This window comes from Nonomuraea sp. NPDC049421, from assembly GCF_040677005.1.
Classification (GTDB): domain Bacteria; phylum Actinomycetota; class Actinomycetes; order Streptosporangiales; family Streptosporangiaceae; genus Nonomuraea; species Nonomuraea salmonea.
The window spans coordinates 388,211-410,403 of record NZ_JBFAQA010000002.1 but is presented as its reverse complement, the minus strand read 5'-3'; the positions used below and the strand labels follow the sequence as shown (position 1 = coordinate 410,403).

Sequence of the window (22,193 nt, the reverse complement as noted above, 5' to 3'; positions counted from 1 at the left end):
GCAACCGAGTGTACACAGTGGCACCAGATGTATAAGCTGACACCAAGTGACAGAAATGGATGGAGATGTCATGCAGGAAAAGACCGTTGTGATCACGGGCAGCACCGGCGGGATCGGCAAGGAGATCGCCCGCGGCCTCGCCATGCGAGGAGCCTCGGTCGTCCTCGTCGGCTTGGACCCAGTGGAGGGCCGTCAGGCCATGACCGAGCTCAGACGAGACGCGGGACATGACCGGATCGAGGCGCTCGTCGCAGACGTCACCACCCTGGACGGCCTCGCCAAGCTGGCTTCGCAGATCGCCGAACGCACCGATCAGCTCGACGTTCTGGTCAACAACGTGGGCGTGAACCCGCCAGCCAGGCAGCTCACGGCCGACGGCGTGGAGAAGACCTTCGCCGCCCATGTGCTCGCGCCCTTCACCCTCACCCACCTGCTGCTGCCGCAGCTGCGCCAGGCAGGCAGCGCGCGGATCGTCAACGTCACCGGCGGGATACCCGGCGGCCCGATCGAGCGAGACAACCTGCAAGCAGAGAAGCGTTTCATGGGATGGACGTTCAGCCAGTACAACCACACCAAGACAATGACGATGGCGATGACCCATCGGCTGGCCACGGAACTGTCCGGCACCGGCGTCTGCGTCAACGTGGTCTACCCGGGGCACGGCTACACCCCGATGAACAGATCGACGTCGATCAAGGCGTTCCCGAAGCTTTACCGGCCCATCGCGCCCCTGGTGCTGAAGGTCATCGCGCCGCTGTTCCTTGCGGACCTGGCCAGGTCCGCCCGTCCGAGCGTCTACCTGGCCTCCAGCCCCGAGGTGGAGGGCATAACCGGCGCCTACTTCGACAGCAGCTGCCGCCACCGGCCGTGGCCGGCCAGCGTCCTCGATCCGCGCAACCGCAACGCCGTCTGGGACCTGTGCACCTCGTTGAGCCCGCAGAGCGTGGGAGGCAAGGCATGAGGACCGTCATCATCACCGGCGGCACCGACGGAATCGGCAAGGGCCTGGCCCTGCATTACCTGCGCCAGGGGGCGCGTGTCATAGCCGTCGGCAGCACCCCTGCCAAGGGCGAGGCATTCCTGGCAGAGGCCGCCAGCGAGAACGCCGCGTTCGTGCGCGCCGATCTCACCTCGGTCGCGGCGACCAAGGACCTTCTCGCCACGATCAAGGCCACGTGCGCCTCGCTGGACACGCTCGTCCTGTGCGCCCAGCGCTACCGGCTCTTCGGGTCCCGCGTCACCACCCACGAGGGTTTCGAGCACAGCTTCGCTCTGGCCTACCTCAGCAGGCACATCCTCAGCCACGGCCTGCACGACCTGATGACGCTCGCGCCCCGCCCCGTCATCATGAACGTGGGCACACCGGGCGTCCCCCTGGGCCGCATCCACTGGGACGACCTGCAACTGACCCGCCGCTACAGCGGCACCCGCGCCACGCTGCAGTCTTTCCGCGCCAACGACCTTCTCGGCATCGCTTTCGGCGAGTTGTACGGCGGTGCGGTCCGCTACGTCGGCTACAACCCCGGCGTCGTCTCGACCGGAATGCCTACGCACCTCCCCCCGCCGCTGCGTGCGCTGGTGAAGGCGACCTTCCCGCTGCTGGCCACCTCCGTCGCCAAAGCCATCACGCCCATGACGACTCTCCTGGACGATCCACCGGCCGAGGCCTTCAGTGCCTACTTCACCAAGCGCCGCCTCTCCCTCGACGGCAGCGCGTTCGACCGTGAGCAGGCGATACGCCTGCATCGCCTCACCCAGCGCCTGACAGACGCCACGGAGCCGATCCTGCCCAGCTGATCGCCCGCGGCCCGGCGATCTCCATATCGAGGGACCACCTCAAGGCGATCAGCAGCCGACGGGACCTGGTGCTCGCTACCCGGCGAGTGCCGGGCCCACCTCCCCGGGCAGACTCTCGCCATCGTCATCACACGCAAATAGACAAACGGCTCACCCGCTTCATCGCCGGGGGTTCGTTCCCGTTTGATGAGTCCCTGCTGTTCGAGGAAGGCGACGGTCTGTGAGAGCGGCGCGGGGCTGACGCCCAGCCGATGGCCCGATTCGGCGGCGGTGAGGTTGCCGGAGTCGGTGACGTACAGGCAGGCCAGCACCCTGGCCGTCATCCGGGGCATGCCCTGCTGTTCGAGGAGCGTGGCGAAGGATTCGGTGAGGTCCTGAACCGCCCGGGGATCGCGCCCATGGCTGCTGTCGGTGCTCGGGGCTGACACCCCGGCCGGCGCCCGCTTCGGCGTTGATGGCGCTCTTGCGCCGGGTCTTGCCCATGATGAGCTGAAGCGGGACTTCGGCGTCGCCGAGGTGGGTGGCGGCCTGTGGCGCAGGTGGTGCAGATCGAGACCGGCGTGCTTCTCCAGCAGGACGCGGGCGCGGTCGTAGCCCAGGCGGGCGCTGCCGGTGTGCGGGCAGATGTCGGCGGCCGCGGGGCGGCTCGGCAGGGACCGGGCGGCGTTCGGACAGGAACAGCGGGCCGTGCGTGCGCGTGCTGCCGTCCGGGAGGCGGAGCAGTCAGGGCAGGAGGTGGGCGGTGCCGCTGTCCCAGAACACCCACTCGATCGCGCCGCCCTTGGACCGGACAGGCGCCCGTCGATGCTCCAGGTCCAAGTCCTCGACGTCAAGCGCCAGGATCTCCGCGGCCCGAGCGGCGGTCTCGTACAGCATCCTCCACAGCGTCTTCTCGCGCAGCGAGATGTCGCGGCGGGACAGCAGCCGGTGGATGGGTGGTCCTGGCGACCGCGCGGGTCTCGTCGGGGCTTTCCTTGCGGCGTTCGGCCTCGGCTGGGACCGACGGGGCGGCCCAGTGCTTCTTGGTCTGGCACCAGGCGAGCCAGGAGGTGATGGCGGCGCGGCGTTCATGCCAGCCGCCCGGTGAGCTTGGTGCGCGGCGCGGCGCTCGCTGCGATGTACGGATAACGTGCCGGAGTCGCGCATCGCTCGGGGGAGGGGTTGTCCTGGTCGCCGCTCCACCGTGATCGCTCATGTACATGAAATAGGCAGTTATCGCGTACATGAGAGGAAAGATCAACCGCCCGATGTCTACGAGGGCCGGCGGTGATCAGGCAAGGATCGCATTCACGAGGCCGCCGTCGATGACCAGGTCCTGGCCATTGATGTAGGACGCCTCACGGGAGGCGAGAAACGCCACTGCTGTGGCAATCTCCTCCGGTTGCCCGAACCTCCCCGCCGCGATACGACCGGTGATGGCCGCAGTCTCCGTCTCGCTCAACGCCGCAGCGGGATACATCGGTGTGTCGATGTATCCGGGACTGATCGAGTTGACGCGGATGCCCCGGGGTGCGAGATCCGCCGCAAGGGTGCGGGCCAGGTTGTGCACGGCCGCCTTGGTAGCCGAGTACAGCGTGAGAATGCCGTTGCCGCGGTGCAGGGTCCAGGAGGCGTTGATGACAATGGAGCCGTTCTCGGCGATCAGCGGCAAGGCCTTCTGGATCGTGAAGAACACGCCTTTGAAGTTCACGTCGACGGTGTGATCGAAGTCGGTTTCGGTGATATCCCCGAAGGGTGCGAAGGCGCCCACTCCGGCGTTGGCGAAGACGACGTCCAGGCTGCCGAAGCGCGTCCTGATCGTGTTCATCAGGGCGTCCAGAGCCTTGAGGTCGGTTGCGTCCGCCACCACGCCGAGAGCGCGCGGGCCGAGCACGGCGGTGGCCTGGTCCACGCGTTGCCGGGTACGGCCGGTGACGATCACGTGGGCGCCCTCGGCGATGAGGCGGTGTGCGGCGGCCAGTCCCATGCCGCTCGTGCCGCCGGTGATCAGGGCGGCCTTGTCGGTGAGACGTGTCATGCGAGTGCTCCGGAGATCCAGTCGACGGCCATGGCCAGCCAGTCGGGGCGGGCGTTGCCGAGCAGGTGGTCGCCATGTGGCAGGGACACGTAGCGCCCGTGCGGTGCCAGGCAGGCCAGCGGCTCGCCGTTGGTCACGCCGGGGATGACGTCCTGGCCGCCGTCGATGATCAGCAGCGGGCAGGTGATCTGCGGGGCGAGGGCGGACAGGTCCACCTGGCCGGCGAAGCGGCGGGCCGCTTCTTCGCCACCGGCCCGCTGGATGAGGAGATCCCGCACGGGAGGTGGCAGGACGTCCCAGTGCAGCCGGAAGGGGCCACTGACGGTGACGGCGGCCGCGACGCGGCTCTCCCGGGCAGCGCTTTCTGCGACGTAGTAGCCGCCGAGGCTGAGCCCGACGAGTCCCACGTTCCGCGCGCCGAGTGTGTCGATGACCTGACCGATCACGTGGTGGTAGTCGGCGCGGACGGTGCTGGTGGCGGCGAGCGCGCCCTGTCCCGGCCCGTCCATGGCGAACACGGCCAGGCCCCGGCGCAGCAGGGCGGTGACGAGGTCGTGGAACTCCTCCTTGCCGGAGTCCAGCCCCGGAACCACCACCACCGTCGCGGCGGCATCGGCTGGGCCGCGCAGCCAGCCGGTGAAGCCCGGCCCTTCGATCCGGCGCGCCTGCGGCTCCAGCAACTCCAGCGCCCGCCTCATGGCCGTGTCGGCCTCGGCCGCCGCGAGCGCGTTCTGGCGGTTCGGTCCCAGGGTGGCGAAGTGGAACCAGCGCGCCGCCGCCCGGAGGTGCTCGCCCGCTGAGATCGCCGTGGCCGCCTGCCCGGCGCGCGCCAAGTGCTCGCGTGCGGCGCGCATGAAAGCCTCGCCCCACTGCTCCAGGTCCGTCAGTTCGCCGGTGACGCGCAGGTACTCGTGCGGGTCCAGCCCGGCTCCGGTGGCGCGTGACAGGTTGGCGGCGGCGAAGTCCGCGGCGCTCATCGCGATGCTCCGATCGTCAGGACGGCCTTGCCGCGGATCCGGCGTTCCCGCAGGTCGACTAGGACGTCGGCGGTCCGGCTCCAGTCGGCGGTGCGGCCGATCTCGGGGTGCAGCCGCCCGCCGGCCGCCAGACGTACCAGGGTGGCCAGGTCAGGACCGTACGGCGTGCCCGCGTAGTGGAAGTGCCGGATCACGGCGTTCTGCGGCCCGGCCAGCAGGTCGAAGAAGTTCACCGTCGCAGGGGTACGGCTGGCCTGCCCGAACCACACCAGCAGGCCGGCTGGCGCCAGCCGGGCCAGCGCGGCCGGGAGCGCGTTGCCGCCGGTGGACTCCAGCACCACGTCGAACGGCCCGTCCGTCTCGTCCGCGTCGTGCACGATCGCGGCGGCGCCCAGCTCGCGCAGGCGCGCGCCGCGCTCTGCCGTGGCGGTCACCGCGGTCACCTCCGCCCCGGCTGCGGCGGCGAGCTCGGTCAGGTAGTGGCCCACCCCGCCGGAGGCGCCGGTCAGCAGCAGTCGCCTGCCCGTCACGGCTCCGGCAGTACGAAGCAGCCGCAGCGCGGTGATCCCGGCCAGTGGAAGGGCGGCCGCCTGCACGGCGGCGAGCCCGTCGGGTAGGACGGCGATCGAGTGGGTAGGCACGGCCGCGTACTCGGCCCAGCCGCCCATGGGTGGATGGCCCACCACCCGGCTGCCGGCCGGTGGGCCCGAGCCGTCGGCAGCGGCCTGCACGACCAGTCCTGCGACGTCCTTGCCCGGCTGCAGACCGGGCTCCGGCGTTTCCAGCAGGAACGTCTCCCCCCGATTCGGGGAGAACGCCTCAACTTTGATCAGCACCTCGTCCGGGGCGGGCACGGGCTGAGCGGCCTGGGCGAACTCGACCGGCCGCGAGGCATCTCCCGTAGGGATCAATCTACGCATGCGGCCATGAAACCGGCGAGCGGATCGCCTGAGCCAACAACGGACGCGAGGAGCCGACAACCATAGGTTGTCGCCTATGGTGACAGCCGTGGACTTGGACCTGGCGCAGGTGCGCGCGTTCGTACAGGCGGCAGAAGAGCTGCACTTCGGCCACGCGGCCGAGGAATTGTCGATCTCCCAGCAGGCCCTGTCCAAACGGATCGCCCGCCTGGAGTCCACGCTCGGCAGGCGCCTGCTCGACCGCGGCGGCCAGGGGGTGCGCCTCACCGAGGCCGGCCAGCGTTTCTTGAAGCCCGCCCGGCAGGCGCTGGCCGCTGCCGACCTGGCCGTGGCGGCTGTGCTGGACACACACCGCCCGCTACGGATCGACGTGTGGGGCCACCTGTACGCGCCCATGCGCACCCTGGCCCAGGTGACGACCGGCGAGCCGCGGCTGGAACTGGGCCACGGCCGAGACCTGCCGTCGGTGATCACCGCGCTGCTGCACGGCGACATCGACGCCGCCTTCGGCCGCGTCCACGCGCCGCTGCCCGCCGGGCTGACCCATCGCCTGGTACGGCTGGAACCCGTGGACGCCATCCTCCACGTCGATCATCCGCTGGCGAACGCGCCCGCGATCCGTCCGGCGCAGCTGCGCGACGGCGTACTGTGGACCCCCGGCGCGCTCCACCGACTGGACTTCCTGCACCGCTTCGCCATGGCCTTCGGCATCCACCAGCACGCCGAAGGCACGAACCTGGGACTGGACCACTTCCTGGCCGATCTGGCAGCCGACATGCACCGCTTCAGCCTGCTGCCCGCAGACATTCCCCTCCCTCCGCACCCGGCGATCCGCTCGATCCCGCTGATCGACCCCACACCGCTGTACGCCTGGTCACTGCTCTGGCGCGACAACGGCGGCCACCCACTGCTGGACACCTTGACAAGCGCCTTCGTGACGGAGGCCGAGCACAACCGGTGGCTGGAACACGATCCCACCCGCGATTGGCTACCGAACGCCACAGCACGGACGCCAGCGCATTGACTGCATCATGAGGAGCCTGGTCGGCTGACGGGCCACGCGCGAGTAAAGGTGATCGCATAGTTAGTCGGCGGCGCAGAAACATGAGCTGGCGCCAGAACCATCGCACCGGCCCGCCCGGAGGTCCGCTCACGGGGGTGAGGAACCGGCGGACAGCCCTTGGCGCTGAGAAGGATCAAGAAGCACTTACGGCTGGAAGATCCTCACTTGTAACGCGTCAATCACTATGAGTTGATCGCGACCGATATGGCTCTACCGTGCGGGCTATGCCTGCGGAATTTCTGTCTGCCGAGCAGAGGGCCGCCTACGCCTCGTTCATCGAGGTGCCATCGCTGTCAGACCCGGAGAAGTTCTTCTTCCTGGACAGCTTCGACCGGAATGTGATCGCGCAGTCGAGGGCCGATTCTCACCGGCTGGGCGTTGCCGTCCAGATCGGGACCGTTCGGTATAAGGGGTTGTTCTTAGAGGATCCGCTGGCGGTGCCCTGGCCGGTGGTGGACTACCTGGCCGAGCAGCTGGGGATCGGTGACGCGTCGCAGGTCAAGAAGTATGCCGAGCGGCTCAAGACGACGTACGAGCATGCGTGGATGATCCGCGACGCCTACGGTTACCACACCCTTGATGACGCCAACAGCTGGAGCGAGCGGCAGCTGACGCGCCAGTTCCGGACCTTCCTGCACGGCCGGGCCTGGACACACGCCGAGGGGCCGGTGGCGCTGTTCGAGCAGTCGGTGGCGTGGCTGCGGCGGCATCGGGTGCTGCTGCCCGGGGTGACCGTGCTGGAACGCCTGGTGGGCAGCGTGCGGGAACGGGCCGACGTGCGCATGTACACCGTGGTGACCAAACAGGTGCACCGTGCCGATCCAAACCTGCCGGCCGCGTTGTCGGGTCTGCTGGTGGTGCCGGAGGGCTCGCGCATCTCGGAGTTGGAGAAGCTGCGGCAGGCGCCCAAGCGCACGTCGGGGACGGAGATGGTGAGGGCGCTGCAGCGGGTGGACAAGCTGGCCGCCTTCGGGCTGGGCCGGGTTGCGGTGTCGAAGGTACCGGTACGGCGGATGAAAACCCTGGCCAAGTACGGGGCAGGCAGCAAGGCGCCGGCCCTGGACCGGCTGATCGAGCCGCGCCGGACCGCCACGCTGCTGGCGGTCACCCGGAGCCTGGAAGCCGACGCGATCGACGACGCCCTCGATCTGTTCGCGCTACTGATGGCCACCCGGTTGATCAGCCCGGCCCGCCGCAAGTCCGCCGACGAACGCCTACGCGTGTTGCCCCGGCTCGAGCGGGCCTCCAAGCTGGTGGCCAAGGCCGGACGCGTCCTGGTCGACCAGCTCGACCTGATCGACCAGCAAGAAGCCACTGCTGCCCAAGGAGATCGACGCCGCGCTGGTGACCGCGTCGTGGAAGCGGGCGGTGTATGCCAACCCGGACCTGCCGCAGGGCGCGGTGGATCGTGACGCGTACGTCGTGTGCGTGCTGGAGCACCTGATGCGGGCACTGACGATCAGGGATGTGTTCGCCTCGCCATCGCTGCGCTGGGCCGACCCGCGCGCCCACCTGCTGGCCGGCTCGCAGTGGGAGGCGATCGCCGAGGACGTGCTGGCCTCCCTGTCGCTCACCGAACCGGTCGCGGAGCATCTGAACGGCAAGGTCCTGGCCCTGGATGCGGCCTGGAAGCAGATGGCCGCCCGTCTGGAGGAGGCGGGCGAGGACGCGCTGGTCTCGGTGGTGGCCCCGGCCGGCGGCGGGCGGGCCCGGCTGTCGGTGGAGAAACTCGGCGCGCTCCGCGAGAGCGAGTCGCTGGCCTGGCTACGGGCCACCTGCCAGGCCATGCTGCCCCGCATCGACCTGCCCGAGCTACTGCTGGAGGTGCACGCATGGACCGGGTTCCTGGACGCCTACGTGCACCTGGCCGATATCTCCACCCGCATGAACGACCTGCCGAGATCGCTGGTAGCACTAATGATCAGCGAGGCGTGCAACGTCGGATTGACGCCGGTGATCAAGGCCGGGGATGAGGCGCTGACCCGTGGCCGGCTCTCGCACGTGGACCAGAACTATGTGCGCGCCGAGACGCACGCCGCGGCCAACGCGATCCTGATCGCGCACCAGGGCAAGGTGCCGATCGTCGCGGCGTGGGGCGGTGGCTTGCTGGCGTCGGTGGACGGGCTGCGGTTCGTTGTCCCGGTTAAGACGATCAACGCCGGGCCCTCACCTAAGTACTACGGTTACAAAAGGGTCTTATGTGGCTCAACGCAGTCAATGATCAAGTTGCGGGAATCGGGCAGATGGTGGTGCCGGGGACGCCCCGCGATTCCCTGTACATCCTGGACTGCCTGATCAACCTGGACGCCGGGCCGAAACCCGAGGTGGTCACGACTGACCAGGCCAGCGACAGTGACATGGTGTTCGGGATCTTCTCCATGCTCGGCTACCGGTTCGCGCCCCGCTTTGCCGATCTGGGCGATCAGCGGTTCTGGCGGGCCGCCCTGCCCGACGGCAGCACCGGCGACTACGGGGTGTTGGAGGCGATTGCCCGGAACAAGCTGAACCCCAAGAAGGTGATCACCCAGTGGCCGTACATGCTCCGCGTCGCCGGATCGCTGGTGACCAACCAGGTACGCGCCTACGACCTGCTGCGCATGTTCGCCCGCCAGGGCAACCCGACTCCTGCTGGGGCAGGCGTTCGCCGAGTACGGCCGCATCGACAAGACGATGCACCTGCTCAGCATGCTGGACCCGATGGATTCCAGCTACCGCCGGAGCCTGGGCAAGCAGTTGTCGGTCCAGGAGTCCCGGCACCGGCTGGCGCGCAAGATCTGCCACGGCAACGCCGGCCGGATCCGGCAGGCATATCGGGAAGGCCAGGAGGATCAACTCGCAGCTCTTGGACTCGTCGTCAATGCCGTCGTTTTGTGGAACTCACGGTATCTGTCGGCGATCGTGGACCAGCTGCGCGCCCAGGGTGTGCCGGTCAAGGACGAGGACGTGGCGCGGCTGTCCCCGCTGGGCCACGCCCACCTCAACTGCCTGGGCCGCTACGCGATCGCTTCCTCGGCCCCGGACAAGGGCCTGCGGCCGCTTGGCACGGCGGCGTTGCCCAAGGCCAGCACCGGCAATGCCGCTGTCGTGGACGAGGACGGCGTCTGAAGCGCGGACCGTTCGAATCCCGGTGACGTGAAGTGCCCGCTGGTGAGAAGGTGTCTCGATCCCGCTAAGCGATCTTGGGACGGTGCAAAAGACCTTCCCTGTCAGAGGCTGTCACGTCCTGTGATCAGGAGCATGCTTGAAGTCGGTGGTCCGCCTCCGTGCACGGTCACGTCGCGCCCGGGGATACCAGCCCGGTCTCGTACGCGAGCACGACGGCCTGGACCCGGTCCCTGAGCCCGAGCTTGGCCAGGATACGGGCCACGTGGGTCTTCACCGTCGCCGGGCTGAGGGTCAGCCGTTCGGCGAGCTCGACGTTGCTCAGCCCGGTGGCCAGCAGCCGCAGCACCTCCAGCTCCCGCGCGGTCAGCTCCGACAGGTCACGGTGCGGGGCCGGAGGACCGGCGTCGTCCCGGCGGGCGAACCGCTCGACCAGGCGCCGGGTGATGGCCGGGGCGAGCAGGGCGTCGCCGGTGCGCACCAGGGTCACCGCGGCCACCAGGTGCTCGGGGGTGACGTCTTTGAGCAGGAAGCCGCTGGCCCCGGCGGCGAGCGCGGTGTAGACGTAGTGGTCGAGGTCGTAGGTGGTCAGGATGAGCACGCGGGTGCCGCCGGCCGCGTCGTCGGCGAGGATGCGCCGGGTGGCCTCGATGCCGTCCATGCGCGGCATCCTGATGTCCATGAGGACGACGTCCGGCCTGGTACGCCGGGCCGCCTCCACCGCCTCGGCGCCGTCTGCCGCCTCGGCCGTCACCTCGATGCCATCGGCGGCCAGGATCATCCGGAACCCGGTGCGTACCAGGGCCTGATCGTCGACGATGATCACGCGGAGAGAGTGGCTCATGAGGCTCGCCACGGTACACGGGCCAAGATCCGGTAGCCTCCCGCAGGGGTGTGTCCCGCGTTCAGGGTGCCGCCGTAGACGGCCAGCCGTTCGCGCAGCCCGATCAGCCCACGCCCGCCCGGGTGTGACGGGCCGCGCCGCGCACCGCCGGTGTCGGTGACCTCGATCTCCAGCCGGTCGCCCTCGTGGCGGATCGAGACGGACGCCGCCGCGCCCGCCGCATGCTTGATCGTGTTCGTCAGGGCCTCCTGGACCACGCGGTAGGCGGCCAGATCGACCCCGGCGGGCAGCGGGCCGGTCGGCAACGACAGCTCGACGTCGACCGGGATCCCGGCGGCCCGAACCCGGGTGACCAGCGCGTCGAGCTGATCGAGCCCGGGTTGCGGACCGGGCGGCCCGCTCTGCGCAACTTCGTTCTTCATCCCCCCGTGGCCCATGGCCTCGTTCTCGGTGGCCAGCAGGCCCATGACGTGACGGAGTTCGGACATGGCCGCCCGGCCGCCCGCCTCGATCGCGAGCAGCGCCCGCTTCGACTCCGCGGGCTCGGCGTCCATGACCTTGCGCGCCGCCCCGGCCTGGATCACCATCACGCTCACGTTGTGGGTCACGATGTCGTGCAGTTCGGCGGCGATCCTGGCTCGCTCCTCGTCGACGGCCGCGCGCATGGCCTCCGCCTGGGCCCGCTCGAGCGCGTCGAGGCGATCCCGGGCGGCCCGCAGCCGCCCCTGCCAGAAGCGGACGGCCACCGCCAGCGCCCCCGCCGCAGCCAGCACGACGATGGGGCCCAGCCAGGACGGCAGCGCGGGAACGACGTCCTGGAAGACCACGCCGGTCAGCACGGCCGCCGCCGCCAGCCCGCCCGCCGCCGCCAGCCGGTGACGGCTGTAGGCGAGCGAGCCGTAGGCGGCCACGGCGCAGGCGAGCACGGTGATCCACGTCGCGGCCTCGTGGGTGGCCAGCGCGGCGAGCACGACCATCCAGAAGGCGGCCAACGGGTACCGGCGCCGCACCGCCAGCGGCAACGCGGTCAGAACCACCAGCAGCGGGTGCGGCCCCTGCTCCGAGCCGGACCGCGGGCTCGGCGGGGCCGGGCTCACCGGCCGGGCGGGTGGCTCGGGACGCAGCCGCAGGGACACGGCCGTCGGCCCCTGCCGTCCCTCGGCGGAGGCGTCGTGCAGATCGGCCACCGCGGCCACCGCGAGCACGGTCAGCAGCAGCGCGAGCACGACGTCGGCCACCAGCGCTCCGCGTGACGGCCGGGCGCGCGCCTCCTCCGGACGCAACACCTCCCGCACATACTGCCGCCACATCCGCCGCCTTCGTTCCACCGTCATCGGGACATTGTCACGGCTGCGCGACCGGCCACGCATCCGTCTCGATGACGGCAGCGCCGTCCGCCGGGACTACATCGCAGGGATGACACCGGGCTCGGATCGTTCCTCGGAGCTACCCAGAATCGGCACGACGGCCGACGCGCCCGCCGCATGACCGCGCCTAGCGTCGTCCCGTCCGCGGACGACCGCGGCCTCTGGAGAAAAGGCGACACACACTGATGCATCTTGCGAGAACGACGGCCCTCGCCCTGGCCGGGCTACTCACCCTCACGGCCCCCACTCCCGCCGCCGCTGCGGCGCCGGCGGCACCGCGGCTGCCCGAGCCGACCGGCTCCCACGCGGTCGGCGTCACCTCCCTTCACCTGAAGGACGCCTCCCGGAGCGACCCATGGGTCCCGGCGGCAAAGTCGAGGGAACTGATGGTCTCCCTGTGGTACCCAGCAGCCGGGACGCGAGGCAGACAGCAGGCCCCGTACGTGACGTCGAAGGAGTCGGAACTGCTGATCAAGGACGCGGAGCTGCCCATCGCGCCCGACACGCTGAGCAAGGTGCGGACCAACGCCTTCACCGACGCCGTGCCTGCAGGCCGCAAGCACGACCTGCCCCTGGTGGTGCTCTCCCCCGGCCTCGGCTCCCCGCGCAGCTCACTCACCAGCCTGGCCGAGGACCTGGCCAGCAGAGGCAACGTGGTGGTCGGGATCGACCACACCTACGAGAGCGCCGCCACCGCCTTCCCCGACGGGCGGGTCACCACGTGCGTCGCCTGCGGGAACAAGGACCCGGACTTCGGGGAGCAGGTGGTCCGCAGCCGCGCGGCGGATGTCTCCTTTGTCCTCGACCAGCTCACCGGCGCGAAGCCGAAATGGCGGGGAGCCGCGCTGATCGACCGGTCGCGCATCGGGATGGCCGGTCAGTCCGTCGGCGGCGCGAGCAGCATCGCGGCCATGGTGCGCGACCAGCGCATCCGCGCCGGGGTCAACCTGGACGGCACCACCTTCGCCCCGATCCCCGAGCGCGGCCTGGCCCGGCCGTTCCTGTTCATGGGATCGCCGACGATGCACAGCCCCGGCGGCAAGGACGGGAGCTGGGGACGCGACTGGAAGAAGCTGACCGGCTGGAAGCGGTGGCTGGTGGTGACCGGAGCGGAGCACGCGTCCTTCACCGACGTCCCGCTGCTGGCCGAACAACTCGGCATCGACCTCGGGTTCGCCATGACCGGAGCCCGATCCGTGAAGGTCACCCGCACCTACGTCGCCGCCTTTTTCACCCGCCACCTCACTGGGAAGCCGCAGCCCCTGCTGGACAAGCCGTCCGCCCACTATCCCGAGGTGACGTTCGGCGGCTAGGCCCGATTTATCCAAGCCGTGGCTGGTGCACCAGCTCGGCCGCACCCACCCGCTCGCCCGCCATCTCGACAACTCCTCACCGACCTGGCTAACGCCGGCGCCTCCGCACACACCCGGCGCGCCTACCGCGGCGACCTGATCGCCTTCGCTGCCCACCACGGCGAGGAGATTGCCGAGCTGACCGCGATGCCCATTCGCGCCTACCTGGCCGAGCTCGCCGACCTATCGCCGGCCAGCCGCAAGGGCAAGCGCGCCGCCGTCGCCTCCTTCACCAAGTGGGCGGTCCGGCACGACCTGCTGCAGGCCAACCCGATGGACCGGATCGATACCGTCAAAGTCCCGAAGGCCCTGCCCCGTCCGGCCGCAGCCGCCGACGTGGCCAAGGTGCTGGCGGTGATCTGCTCGCGGCGGCCGCGCAAGGAGGTGCCGCTGGACCGGCTGCGGGATCGGGTGCTGTTCGAGACCGCCTACGTGTGCGGCGCCCGCGCCTCGGAGGTGCGCGGCCTGTACGTCGAGGACCTGGACCTGCGCCTGGACGACGAACACGTCCGCGTCCACGGCAAGGGCGGCAGCGTCCGCACCGTCCTGCTGGACGACCGCGGCTACGTCACCCTGCTCAAGCTCTACCTGGCCCGCGCCGGCTACGGCGCCGGGCCGCTGTTTCGCGCCTCCATCAACGGCCGCGGCGGTCCGCTGTCCTACGACGCCGCCCACCACCGCTGGCAGACCTACTGCGCGCAGGCCGGCGTCGAGATCGACATCCACCAGCTGCGCCACGCCCACGCCACCGAACTCATCAACGCCGGCGTCTCCATCGAGGCCGTCCGCCGCCGCCTCGGCCACGCCTCCACGGAGACGACGCAGCTGTACGCGCTGCTCGACGACAAGGTCGCCGACGCCGAGATCCGCGCCGCACGTCGACGCCGGGACCAGGAAACGCGCTAGGGATGCTTCGCAACCAAGAACAGCCTCAGCTCCCTGCAATCAAGATCCATCTGAGCGCCAACGGCTGTCCGCCGGTTCCTCGCCCCCGGCTCACGCCGCGGTGAGATCGAGCCGGGTCTCCATGTCCAGCCGGAACAGGTTGTAGGGGTTCACATAAGCCCAGAACAGCGAGCTGAGGGCTCGCCGGTCTTCCTCCGTCAGCTTGCCGACCCACTGCGGACCTCGCAGGACGGCCTGCAGGAGCTGGGTATCTACCTGAACACCAATGAGGACTACAGCAGGTGCCACCCGGCTCCGCCGTCGACTCTTCGGACGGCCCGGCGGAAGGTGTGTGCCGGTCGGGAGCGGGCTGCGGGTCCATCGGGGGCCTCGTGTCTGCTGGGGTCAGATCGGGTCAGGCGGGATTGGCAGGCGAGCGGAAGACGTTGTGCTGGGTGAGGTTCTCACCGACCTGGACGCCGTGGGCATGCCGCAGGTCCACCACGTACTTGCCGGTGGCGATAGACGGCTCATCGGCGTCATCGGGCCGGGGGGCGTCGCTCGTCGCCCCCGTTGTCGCCCGCGTCGGCGGGTGCGGGGACCGGTCGCCGGCCGTCGGCCGCCACCTGCGGGGTCTGCTGCTCGGCTGCTGTCGTCTCGGGCGGGGCGATGCCGGTCGGGATGCGGTCGGCGCGGGTCTGCGCGCGCAATAGCCATCACCGCGACCACGAGCCCGGCCGCGCCCAGCAGCATGCCGGTGAACATGCCGATCACGCTGGACCGCTGGTCCAATGTGTCCAGCAGTTGCGGGGGCAGGTTCAGCGGGTCGGCGAAGAACCACAGAGTCCCGACGCCAGAGAGCCGCCAGCACTACGAGCGCGATCCGCGAGTGGGGCCGAAAGTAGCGAACCTCGATTGAGACAGTCAAGATCGAATTCGCACTTCATGGTGCCGGCAACATCCGTCACTGCAGGTAGCCGTGTCGGCGATCGGCGGGTGTTTGCGTTCCTGGTTGTCGTTGAGGAGCTGTTGTGTGCGGGTGAGGAATGCCTGGCGGACCTCTTCTGGGTGCAGTATCTGGAGTGGTCGGCCGAGGCTGAGCAGGTAGCGGGCCAGGCCGTCGGCGTCTGGCCCGCCGATGTCGATGATCGTTGCGTCATCGCCGTCCGGGTGGTGGACGCCGACCGTTGGTGGTACCAGCCTGCGGGCCTCATCGGCCGGTACGTGCAGGCGGATGGTCACCCGCACCGGGTAGGGCCTCCGCGCGATGCCCGTGCTGATCATCTGTGCTGGGTCTGGCGGGTCGGGCGGGGCGGTGGCCTGCCCGGTGGCTGTGGCATCGATGATGCGGTCGGTACGGAAGGTGCGCCAGTCCTCTCGCATCAGGTCGTAGGCGAGGAGATACCAGCGGCGGCCGGTGTAGAGGAGCCGGTAGGGGTCCACTCGTCGGGTGGACGTCGTTCCGGCCCCGTCGCGGTAGGTCAACTGGGTGCGTTCGCCTCGCCGGCACGCGGTGGCCAGGTCGAGCAGCAGCGCCGGGGAGATCTGGTTGTCGTCGGGTCGTGCGGTGTGGGTGAACGCGGCGTCCAGCTCGCCGAGCCGGTCGGCGATCCTGGCCGGCAGTACCTGGCGTAGTTTCAGCAGCGCCGACAGGGCTGCCTGGTCGCTGCCGGAGACTCCGCTGAAGGCGGCGGTGCGCAGCCCGACAGCGACCGCGAGGGCCTCCTCCTCGTCGAGGATCAGTGGCGGAATGCTGGTTCCGGGCCCGAGGTGGTAGCCGCCCCATGGGCCCATCTCCGATTCGATGCCGTAGCCGAGTTCACGGAGCCGGGCGATGTCCCGGCGAACCGTCCGTTCGGTGATCTCCAGCCGGGCGGAAAGCTCAGCGCACGTCCAGGATTGCCGCGTTGACAGCAAAGACAGCAACTGCAGCAGCCGCGCCGAGGTGTTGACCATGACTCACAGTCTGCTCGATAACCAGGACCGTTTCTGACCGGGTCATACCGTAACGTCGCCGGCACGACCGAGAACTCCTCGGCCGAAAAATCCATGACGACGACCTCCGCCAAGGTGCGTTAGATGACGGAACCGGACGGGCCGAGGTAACCGATGAAGGAGCAACACTGATGGAAGCACGCATGAAGAGCGTGGCGAATTCCGACGTGATCACAGCGGTCCAGCATCTCCAGAAGGCGATCAACGCCGGTGGCGTCGACCCGCTCGTGCTCGAGCTGGTCCATCTGCGGGCCAGCCAGATCAACGGCTGCAGCCCGTGTGTGTTCGCCGGCGTCCAGTCGGCGAAGAAGCATGGAGAGACCGACGAGCGGCTGCACAACGTGGTCGCCTGGCGCGAGGCCCCGTTCTTCACCGAGCAGGAGCGGGCGGCGCTCGCGCTGACCGAGGCCGCCACCCGGATCCAGGACGGCGCGCCGGGCGTGACCGACGAGATCTGGGACGCCGCTGCCACCCACTTCGACGAGAAACAGATGTCGGCGATCATCTTGAACATCGCAATCACCAACTTCTTCAACCGCATCAACCACACGATCCGGGAGCCAGCCGGCAAGGCCTGGTGAAGGCGGACGGTCGTCATCCGTCCAGAGGGACGCGGTGGCGACGTGGCGAAGGACGAGATCGGCCGGCTCCACCGCCGGCCGATCCGGCGTCACTTACGGCAGTCCCCGGCCTGGGCTCCCGCCTTCGGGTGACCGCCGACAACCATCCCTTTGGATGATCATCAGGGGCACAATGACGATGAGCGACGAACTACTGGAACTGACCGTTACCGATGCCCGAGCCTGGCGGGAGTGGCTCAGCAAGCACCACGACAGCTCGGCAGGGGTGTGGCTGGTCCTCGCCAAGCAGAACACGACCCGGCCCACCAGCCTGACCTATGACCAGGCGCTCGACGAAGCCCTGTGCCACGGCTGGATCGACGGCCGGCTACGACGGCGGGATGAGATCACCTTCTGCCGGCGCTTCACCCCTCGCGGAAGGCAAAGTCCCTGGTCAGCGCGGAACGTTTCCCTCGTCACCCGTCTGATCGGCGAGGGGCGGATGCATCCGGCCGGAATGTCCGAGGTCCAACGCGCCAAGGCCGACGGCCGCTGGGACACGGCCTACGCGGGACAAGCCGGCATCGAGGTACCGGCCGACCTGGCCGCCGCATTGGCCGCGAACCCCCAGGCACAAGCGATGTTCGACATCCTCACCGCCCAGAACCGCTACGCCGTTCTCTATCGGATCACGAACGCCAAACGCGCCGAGACCCGAGCCCGCCGTATCACCCGGTTCGTTGACATGCTCGCCTGCGGCGAGACCATCCACCCACAAGAGCGCGCCCTCGGCAGGTGAACGCCGGACCACTCCTCTCCCCGCCTCGCTCCTCCACGCTCACGCGCATGGCGGCGCGGCGTCCGGCCAGAGCCGGAACCTTACCCAGCCCTCAAGAACCCATCATTGGCATGCTCCACGTCATCGTCGCGCTCACCCAGACCGGCCGGTAAGCACCAAGGGTTGGCGTGGCCCGGTTCGCGCTCTTCCTGAGGCACGAACGCACGGAGTTCACCCTCGAAGGCGTACCCGCGGTGCTCGGCCGCGCCTACTGAGACGGCCCGGCCTGCCCGGTGCAGAAGACCTGTTCCACGAGCGCGTCCACCAGCTTCTGGAAGTCCTTCGCCGGTCCTCTGGTGGCCTCGTCCACCCAGGTCACTGAGCCGGTCACGGTCGTCTTGCCGTCGGGCGAGCTGTACATCAGCGCCCCGTAGCCGTGCGGGGGGCTGCCGTTGTGCTGGTAGACGGTGCCGCAGCCCGGGCCCAGGTCCTGGACGAACAGTCCGAGGCCGTAGCCCATCTTGGGGTGCGGCGTGCGCATCTCGGCGAGCAGAGGGGCGGGCAGGAGCTTGCCGCCGTTCAGCGCGGAGATGAAGGTGTGCAGGTCACGGGTGGTGGAGATAAGGTCACCGGCGCCGGCCAGCAGGGACAGGTTCTGCCGGCTGATGTCGACCACCTGCTCCTGGCCGGCGGCGTCCTTGTAGCGGTAGTAGCCGTGGGCGTGCGGCCCGGGCAGCCGCGTCCGGTCACCCGGCACCGAAGTGTCATTCAGGCCGAGCGGCCGCAGGATGCGCCGCCGCAGTTCCTCGGCGTAGGAGCGGCCGGTGACCTTCTCGATCAGCAGCAGGGCCAGGGTGTAGTTGGTGTTGGTGTACTGCTGGTCGCTGCCCGGCTCGAACCGTAGTGGCTTGGACAGTGCCACCCTGACCAGTTCCTCCGGCCGGTAGGAGCGGAAGCGCTCGGGCAGCCAGGCGTCGCCGTTGGCGGAGATGCCCGGCACCCATGTCCCGTCGGGGTCGAGGTCGCCGGTGTAGTTGAACAGGCCGCTGGTGTGCCGCAGCAGCATCCGCACCGTGATCCGCCGGTCCAGGCCGAGCTCGGGCAGGTAGCCGGCCACGGGGACGTCCAGGGCGATCCTGCCCTCGGCCACCAGTTGCAGCACCAGGGTCGCGGTGAAGGGCTTGACGACGCTGCCCGTCCAGAACCGCCCGTTCGTGGGCGGCTTGGCGGCCTGGCCGAGCGCGCGTACCCCCGCCCTGCCGGTCCACTCGCCGCGCTCATCGTGCACGCGCAGCTGCACCCCCGTGAAACCGGCGTCGACGAACGCCTGCATGGCCTTCAGCAGCTCCGGGCGCTCCTCCCTGGCAGCGGCCTTCGGCCCGGTCGCGCTGCTGTCCGCGGTGGCCGGCCCGGGGGTGGCCGTCCCGGCCAGCAGCGCGGCGGCCAGCACTGTGATGGCTACGCGCCGCACGGCCTTGATCGTGGGTGGTGGGTGGGTTCTCATGGTTCCTCGTCTTCACTATCGTGCTCAGGGCGAACCGTTCGCCGGGCACTGCTGGGGTGGGCAGGCCGGGTGCCGGTAGGCGGCCGCGTGCTCGTCGGCTCGCCCGCCGACACGTCCCCGGCGTGCTTGGCGCTCAGGTCGGGCTACTGAGCCGGTCGGGTCTGCTCGTTGCCGAAGACTTCCGCGACGAGGCGCTGGGTCGCCTGCTGGAAGGCCGCTCCCAGGGACAGGGCGGCGTCGTCGACGTAGTTGAGCGCGGCGGTCAGGGTCTTGCTGCCGTCAGGGGTGCTGTACAGGAGCGCGGCGTGACCGGCCATGCCGCCGTTGTGGGTGATGACGGTGCCGCCGCCGGGCGCCTCCTGCACGAACACGCCCAGGCCGTAGCCGGCCTTGGCCTCCGGGGTGCACATCTCGGCCAGCAGCTCGGCCGGCAGCAGCTTGCCGCCCAGCAGGGCGGAGATGAACGTGTGCAGGTCACGGGTGGTGGAGATCATGTCCCCGCCGCTGGAGATCCAGGACGGGTTGTGCCGAGTGACATCGACTATCAGGGTCTGACCGTCCTCCTCGTAGCGGTAGTAGGCGTGCGCGTGCGGCTCGGGGATGTCCGTCTCGCCGGCCGGCTGGACGGTGCCGGTCAGACCGAGCGGCCCCAAAATCAGCCGGTGCATCTCCTCGGCGACCGGGCGGCCGGTGACCTTCTCGATCAGCAGGCGGGCCAGCACGTAGTTGGTGTTGGCGTAGCTCCAGTCGGTGCCGGGCTCGAACCGGGCCGGCTTGGACAGCGCCAGCCGGACCAGCTCTTCGGGCCGGTAGGTGTGGAAGCGGTTGTCCACCCACTCCTTGCCCGCGGGGGTGGCGGGGATTCCCGGCGCGAACGTGCCGTCGGGGTCGAAGTCGCCGGTGAAGTTGAAGATCCCGCTGGTGTGCTGCAGCAGCATCCGCACGGTGATGCGCCGGTCCAGCCCGAACTCGGGCAGGTAGTCGTCCACGGAGGAGTCCAGGGCGATCCGGCCCTCGGCGACGAGTTGCAGCACCACGGTGGCGGTGAAGGTCTTGGTGTTGCTGCCGATCCGCACATGCCCGTCAACCGGGGGCTCAGTGTTCTGGCCCAGCTCGGCCACTCCGGCGCTGCCGGCCCACTCACCCCGCTTGTCGTGCACGCGCAGCGACACTCCGGTGAAACCGGAATCGACGATCTCCTGGATGACCTTCTGCAGCTCCGGGCGATCCTGGGCGGCAGCGTCCGTCTGCACGCCCCTGCTGCCGGAGGTGGCCGAGGCGACGTCGAGGGCTTCGGTGATCTTGCGAGCCATCTCCGTCATGGCGGGGCCGGCTTCGCCCCTGGTGGTTGCCTCGACGGCGATCAGGACGGTGCGGCGGAAATCGCCGGCCTCGGCCGGATCCTGCCGCTTGAGCAGGGTCATGGCCGCTGTCAGGGCCGGCAGCACCTGGTCGGCGAGGTCGGCCACGGTCTTGCCGTACTTCACGCCCTTGGGCGCCTTGGCGAGCACATGACCGATGCGGCCGGTCGCCGATGCCAGGGCGACAGATCCTTCGGTGGCGGCCCGGTGCGCCGAGCCGGCGGCACCAGCCGCGGACATCAGCGACACGGCGCCCCACGCGGCGGTCTGCAGGGTGAGCCGGTCCTGCTCGGTAAGGGTGAGGGACATGGTGACGTATTCCTTCTGAAGGTGAAATCTCACATGAACGGACACATGATGGAAGGGTGTGCTGATGGCTAGCGGGGTCTGGATTCGAGGGGATACCGCCCGGTTGCCGTCCTGGCGTCGCCGCTGACATGGCAGCGTCTGGCCGGCGGTAAGCACGATGGCTGTCCGCGCCTTGGGGGAGCGCGCGCACGCCGGTGGGGACCGGGCCTTCGGTTGCCACCGGTCACGGCGGCCACTGTGCGGCGAAGCTGGGCGCGTAGTCCTTCAGCCTGACGAGGTGCGTGCGGGCCGTCGCCCGTGTGCCGGCTGCGGTCATGCCCGGCGCCTCCTGGGTGGGCATGCCCATGAAGAACCGGTCGGCGCCTTCGCGTCCTATCTGCTGGTGTTCGGCGACGAAGCCGCGCATCTCCCGCTCGTAGGCGGCGAACGCCGCCGGGTGCTCGCCGCCGGCGACGGCCAGTTCGCCGGCCAGGATGTAGGCGCCGATCAGCGCCTGGGAGGCGCCCAGTCCCGAGGTCTGCGCCGCGCAGTAGCCGGCGTCCCCGAGCAGCACCACCCGGCCCGAGGACCAGCGGTACATCTCCACCTGGGCGTTGGCGTCGAAGAAGAAGTCCTGCGCCCTGCTCATCTCCTCCAGCAGGAGCGGGATGGGCCCGCCTTCGCCGGCGAACTGTCCGGCCACGATGCGCTTGTGCTGCGCGACGTCGTCACGGTCGTAGGCCAGAGCTCCGGAGGTGAAGTGCAGCGCCGCGTACGCCTCGGCGTTGTCGCGGATTCTGAGGATGTCGGCCGCCTTGCCCGGCATGCCGGGAAGCCGGTCGAAGCCGGGCAGGCCGAGGTCGAGGGGAAGACCGAAGGTCGCCGTGTAGATGCCCAGGTGCCGGATGAACCGCTCGCGCGGCCCGAAGGCCAGCGAGCGGGTGCGCGAGTGCAGCCCGTCGGCGCCGGCCACCAGCGCGAAGCGGCGCGGCCGGCCGCGTTCGAAGGTGACCCGCACGCCGGCAGGGTCCTGCTCCACCGAGGCGATCGAGTCGCCGAGGATGTACTCCACCTCCTGGCGGGTGGCCTCGTACAGCGGGCCGATCAGGTCGGCCCTGAGGATCTCCAGGTGGTACGGGCTCCCGCGACGGTCCGCACGCGCCGCGCCGCCCGGCCGCGTGTTCAGCTCCTGGACCCGCTCCAGCAGGGCCATGCGATCCAGCACGTCCAGAGCCTCGCCGCGCAAACCCGCCACGCCCCCGCCCGCCCGCAGCCGAGGGGCCCGCTCGACCAGGGTGGGGGTGAAACCGTGATGGCGCAGCCAGTACGCCAGAGCGGTCCCCGCGAGGCCGGCGCCGGAAATGAGGACGTCCATCACCCTGC

Annotated in this window: 19 protein-coding genes and 2 pseudogenes; 8 read left to right on the top strand and 13 right to left on the bottom strand. The window is 69.7% G+C overall.

Going from position 1 to position 22,193, the window contains the following annotated elements:
- The first annotated feature begins 70 nt into the window (after positions 1–70).
- Together AB0K18_RS05635 and AB0K18_RS05630 are read left to right on the top strand one after the other, a co-directional pair.
- On the top strand, positions 71–961 hold the full coding sequence (locus AB0K18_RS05635) for an SDR family NAD(P)-dependent oxidoreductase (RefSeq protein WP_364910289.1): 891 nt from the start codon (positions 71–73) through the stop codon (positions 959–961).
- A complete protein-coding gene (locus AB0K18_RS05630) occupies positions 958–1,797 on the top strand; it encodes an SDR family NAD(P)-dependent oxidoreductase (RefSeq protein ID WP_364910287.1) in 840 nt (279 codons plus the stop codon). The genes AB0K18_RS05635 and AB0K18_RS05630 overlap by 4 nt, the downstream gene beginning before the upstream one ends.
- A gap of 170 nt (positions 1,798–1,967) precedes the next feature.
- Here AB0K18_RS05630 and AB0K18_RS05625 read toward each other — a convergent pair.
- From AB0K18_RS05625 to AB0K18_RS05605, 5 genes and pseudogenes are all read right to left on the bottom strand, one after another.
- Positions 1,968–2,120, bottom strand: a pseudogene (locus AB0K18_RS05625) (MarR family transcriptional regulator); the annotation flags it as partial.
- Between the two features lie 400 nt (positions 2,121–2,520).
- Positions 2,521–2,673, bottom strand: a complete 153-nt coding sequence (locus AB0K18_RS05620) for a hypothetical protein (protein WP_364910284.1) — start codon at positions 2,671–2,673, stop codon at positions 2,521–2,523.
- A 394-nt stretch (positions 2,674–3,067) separates the two neighbouring features.
- Positions 3,068–3,814 carry a glucose 1-dehydrogenase gene (locus tag AB0K18_RS05615; RefSeq protein WP_364910281.1) on the bottom strand — a complete coding sequence of 249 codons (747 nt, stop codon included), beginning with the start codon at positions 3,812–3,814 and terminating at the stop codon, positions 3,068–3,070.
- The gene (locus tag AB0K18_RS05610; RefSeq protein WP_364910279.1) at positions 3,811–4,791 is read right to left on the bottom strand and encodes an alpha/beta hydrolase family protein; all 981 of its coding nucleotides are present in this window, start codon (positions 4,789–4,791) and stop codon (positions 3,811–3,813) included. Before AB0K18_RS05610 ends, AB0K18_RS05615 begins: the two co-directional genes overlap by 4 nt.
- Positions 4,788–5,711, bottom strand: a complete 924-nt coding sequence (locus AB0K18_RS05605) for a zinc-binding dehydrogenase (RefSeq protein ID WP_364910276.1) — start codon at positions 5,709–5,711, stop codon at positions 4,788–4,790. The genes AB0K18_RS05610 and AB0K18_RS05605 overlap by 4 nt, the downstream gene beginning before the upstream one ends.
- Positions 5,712–5,799: 88 nt before the next feature.
- Between AB0K18_RS05605 and AB0K18_RS05600 the strand changes: the two genes are divergently transcribed.
- On the top strand, positions 5,800–6,735 hold the full coding sequence (locus AB0K18_RS05600) for a LysR family transcriptional regulator (RefSeq protein ID WP_364910273.1): 936 nt from the start codon (positions 5,800–5,802) through the stop codon (positions 6,733–6,735).
- Between the two features lie 263 nt (positions 6,736–6,998).
- Positions 6,999–9,879: pseudogene (locus tag AB0K18_RS05595) on the top strand (Tn3 family transposase).
- 166 nt (positions 9,880–10,045) lie between these two features.
- Here the strand turns inward: AB0K18_RS05595 and AB0K18_RS05590 are convergent.
- Positions 10,046–10,720 (bottom strand): response regulator transcription factor, encoded by a 675-nt coding sequence (locus AB0K18_RS05590; RefSeq protein ID WP_364910270.1) that lies wholly within the window; start codon positions 10,718–10,720, stop codon positions 10,046–10,048.
- Positions 10,717–12,054, bottom strand: coding sequence for a histidine kinase (locus AB0K18_RS05585; RefSeq protein WP_364910267.1), 1,338 nt, complete (start codon positions 12,052–12,054; stop codon positions 10,717–10,719). Before AB0K18_RS05585 ends, AB0K18_RS05590 begins: the two co-directional genes overlap by 4 nt.
- A 218-nt stretch (positions 12,055–12,272) precedes the next feature.
- Here AB0K18_RS05585 and AB0K18_RS05580 point away from each other — a divergent pair, with 218 nt between their 5' ends.
- Both AB0K18_RS05580 and AB0K18_RS05575 read left to right on the top strand, forming a co-directional pair.
- Complete coding sequence (locus tag AB0K18_RS05580) at positions 12,273–13,400, top strand: alpha/beta hydrolase (protein WP_364910264.1); 1,128 nt, start codon at positions 12,273–12,275, stop codon at positions 13,398–13,400.
- A gap of 18 nt (positions 13,401–13,418) precedes the next feature.
- Positions 13,419–14,345: a tyrosine-type recombinase/integrase gene (locus AB0K18_RS05575; RefSeq protein WP_364910261.1), complete on the top strand. Its 927-nt coding sequence runs from the start codon at positions 13,419–13,421 to the stop codon at positions 14,343–14,345.
- A gap of 90 nt (positions 14,346–14,435) precedes the next feature.
- Here AB0K18_RS05575 and AB0K18_RS05570 read toward each other — a convergent pair whose 3' ends face one another.
- The 3 genes from AB0K18_RS05570 to AB0K18_RS05560 all read right to left on the bottom strand — a co-directional run bounded on the left by AB0K18_RS05570 (position 14,436) and on the right by AB0K18_RS05560 (position 16,280).
- On the bottom strand, positions 14,436–14,633 hold the full coding sequence (locus AB0K18_RS05570) for a hypothetical protein (RefSeq protein WP_364910258.1): 198 nt from the start codon (positions 14,631–14,633) through the stop codon (positions 14,436–14,438).
- Positions 14,634–14,863: 230 nt separating this feature from the next.
- Positions 14,864–15,034, bottom strand: a complete 171-nt coding sequence (locus AB0K18_RS05565; protein WP_364910256.1) for a hypothetical protein — start codon at positions 15,032–15,034, stop codon at positions 14,864–14,866.
- Positions 15,035–15,248: 214 nt separating this feature from the next.
- Positions 15,249–16,280: a YafY family protein gene (locus AB0K18_RS05560; RefSeq protein WP_364910254.1), complete on the bottom strand. Its 1,032-nt coding sequence runs from the start codon at positions 16,278–16,280 to the stop codon at positions 15,249–15,251.
- A gap of 170 nt (positions 16,281–16,450) precedes the next feature.
- Here AB0K18_RS05560 and AB0K18_RS05555 point away from each other — a divergent pair, with 170 nt between their 5' ends.
- A complete protein-coding gene (locus AB0K18_RS05555) occupies positions 16,451–16,900 on the top strand; it encodes a carboxymuconolactone decarboxylase family protein (protein ID WP_364910251.1) in 450 nt (149 codons plus the stop codon).
- Between the two features lie 172 nt (positions 16,901–17,072).
- Positions 17,073–17,678, top strand: coding sequence for a YdeI/OmpD-associated family protein (locus AB0K18_RS05550; protein ID WP_364910249.1), 606 nt, complete (start codon positions 17,073–17,075; stop codon positions 17,676–17,678).
- 247 nt (positions 17,679–17,925) lie between these two features.
- Here AB0K18_RS05550 and AB0K18_RS05545 read toward each other — a convergent pair whose 3' ends face one another.
- From AB0K18_RS05545 to AB0K18_RS05535, 3 genes are all read right to left on the bottom strand, one after another.
- Positions 17,926–19,128 carry a serine hydrolase domain-containing protein gene (locus AB0K18_RS05545; protein WP_364910246.1) on the bottom strand — a complete coding sequence of 401 codons (1,203 nt, stop codon included), beginning with the start codon at positions 19,126–19,128 and terminating at the stop codon, positions 17,926–17,928.
- A gap of 176 nt (positions 19,129–19,304) precedes the next feature.
- On the bottom strand, positions 19,305–20,831 hold the full coding sequence (locus AB0K18_RS05540) for a serine hydrolase domain-containing protein (protein ID WP_364910244.1): 1,527 nt from the start codon (positions 20,829–20,831) through the stop codon (positions 19,305–19,307).
- Positions 20,832–21,054: 223 nt separating this feature from the next.
- Positions 21,055–22,185: an FAD-dependent monooxygenase gene (locus AB0K18_RS05535; RefSeq protein WP_364910241.1), complete on the bottom strand. Its 1,131-nt coding sequence runs from the start codon at positions 22,183–22,185 to the stop codon at positions 21,055–21,057.
- Positions 22,186–22,193: the final 8 nt, after the last annotated feature.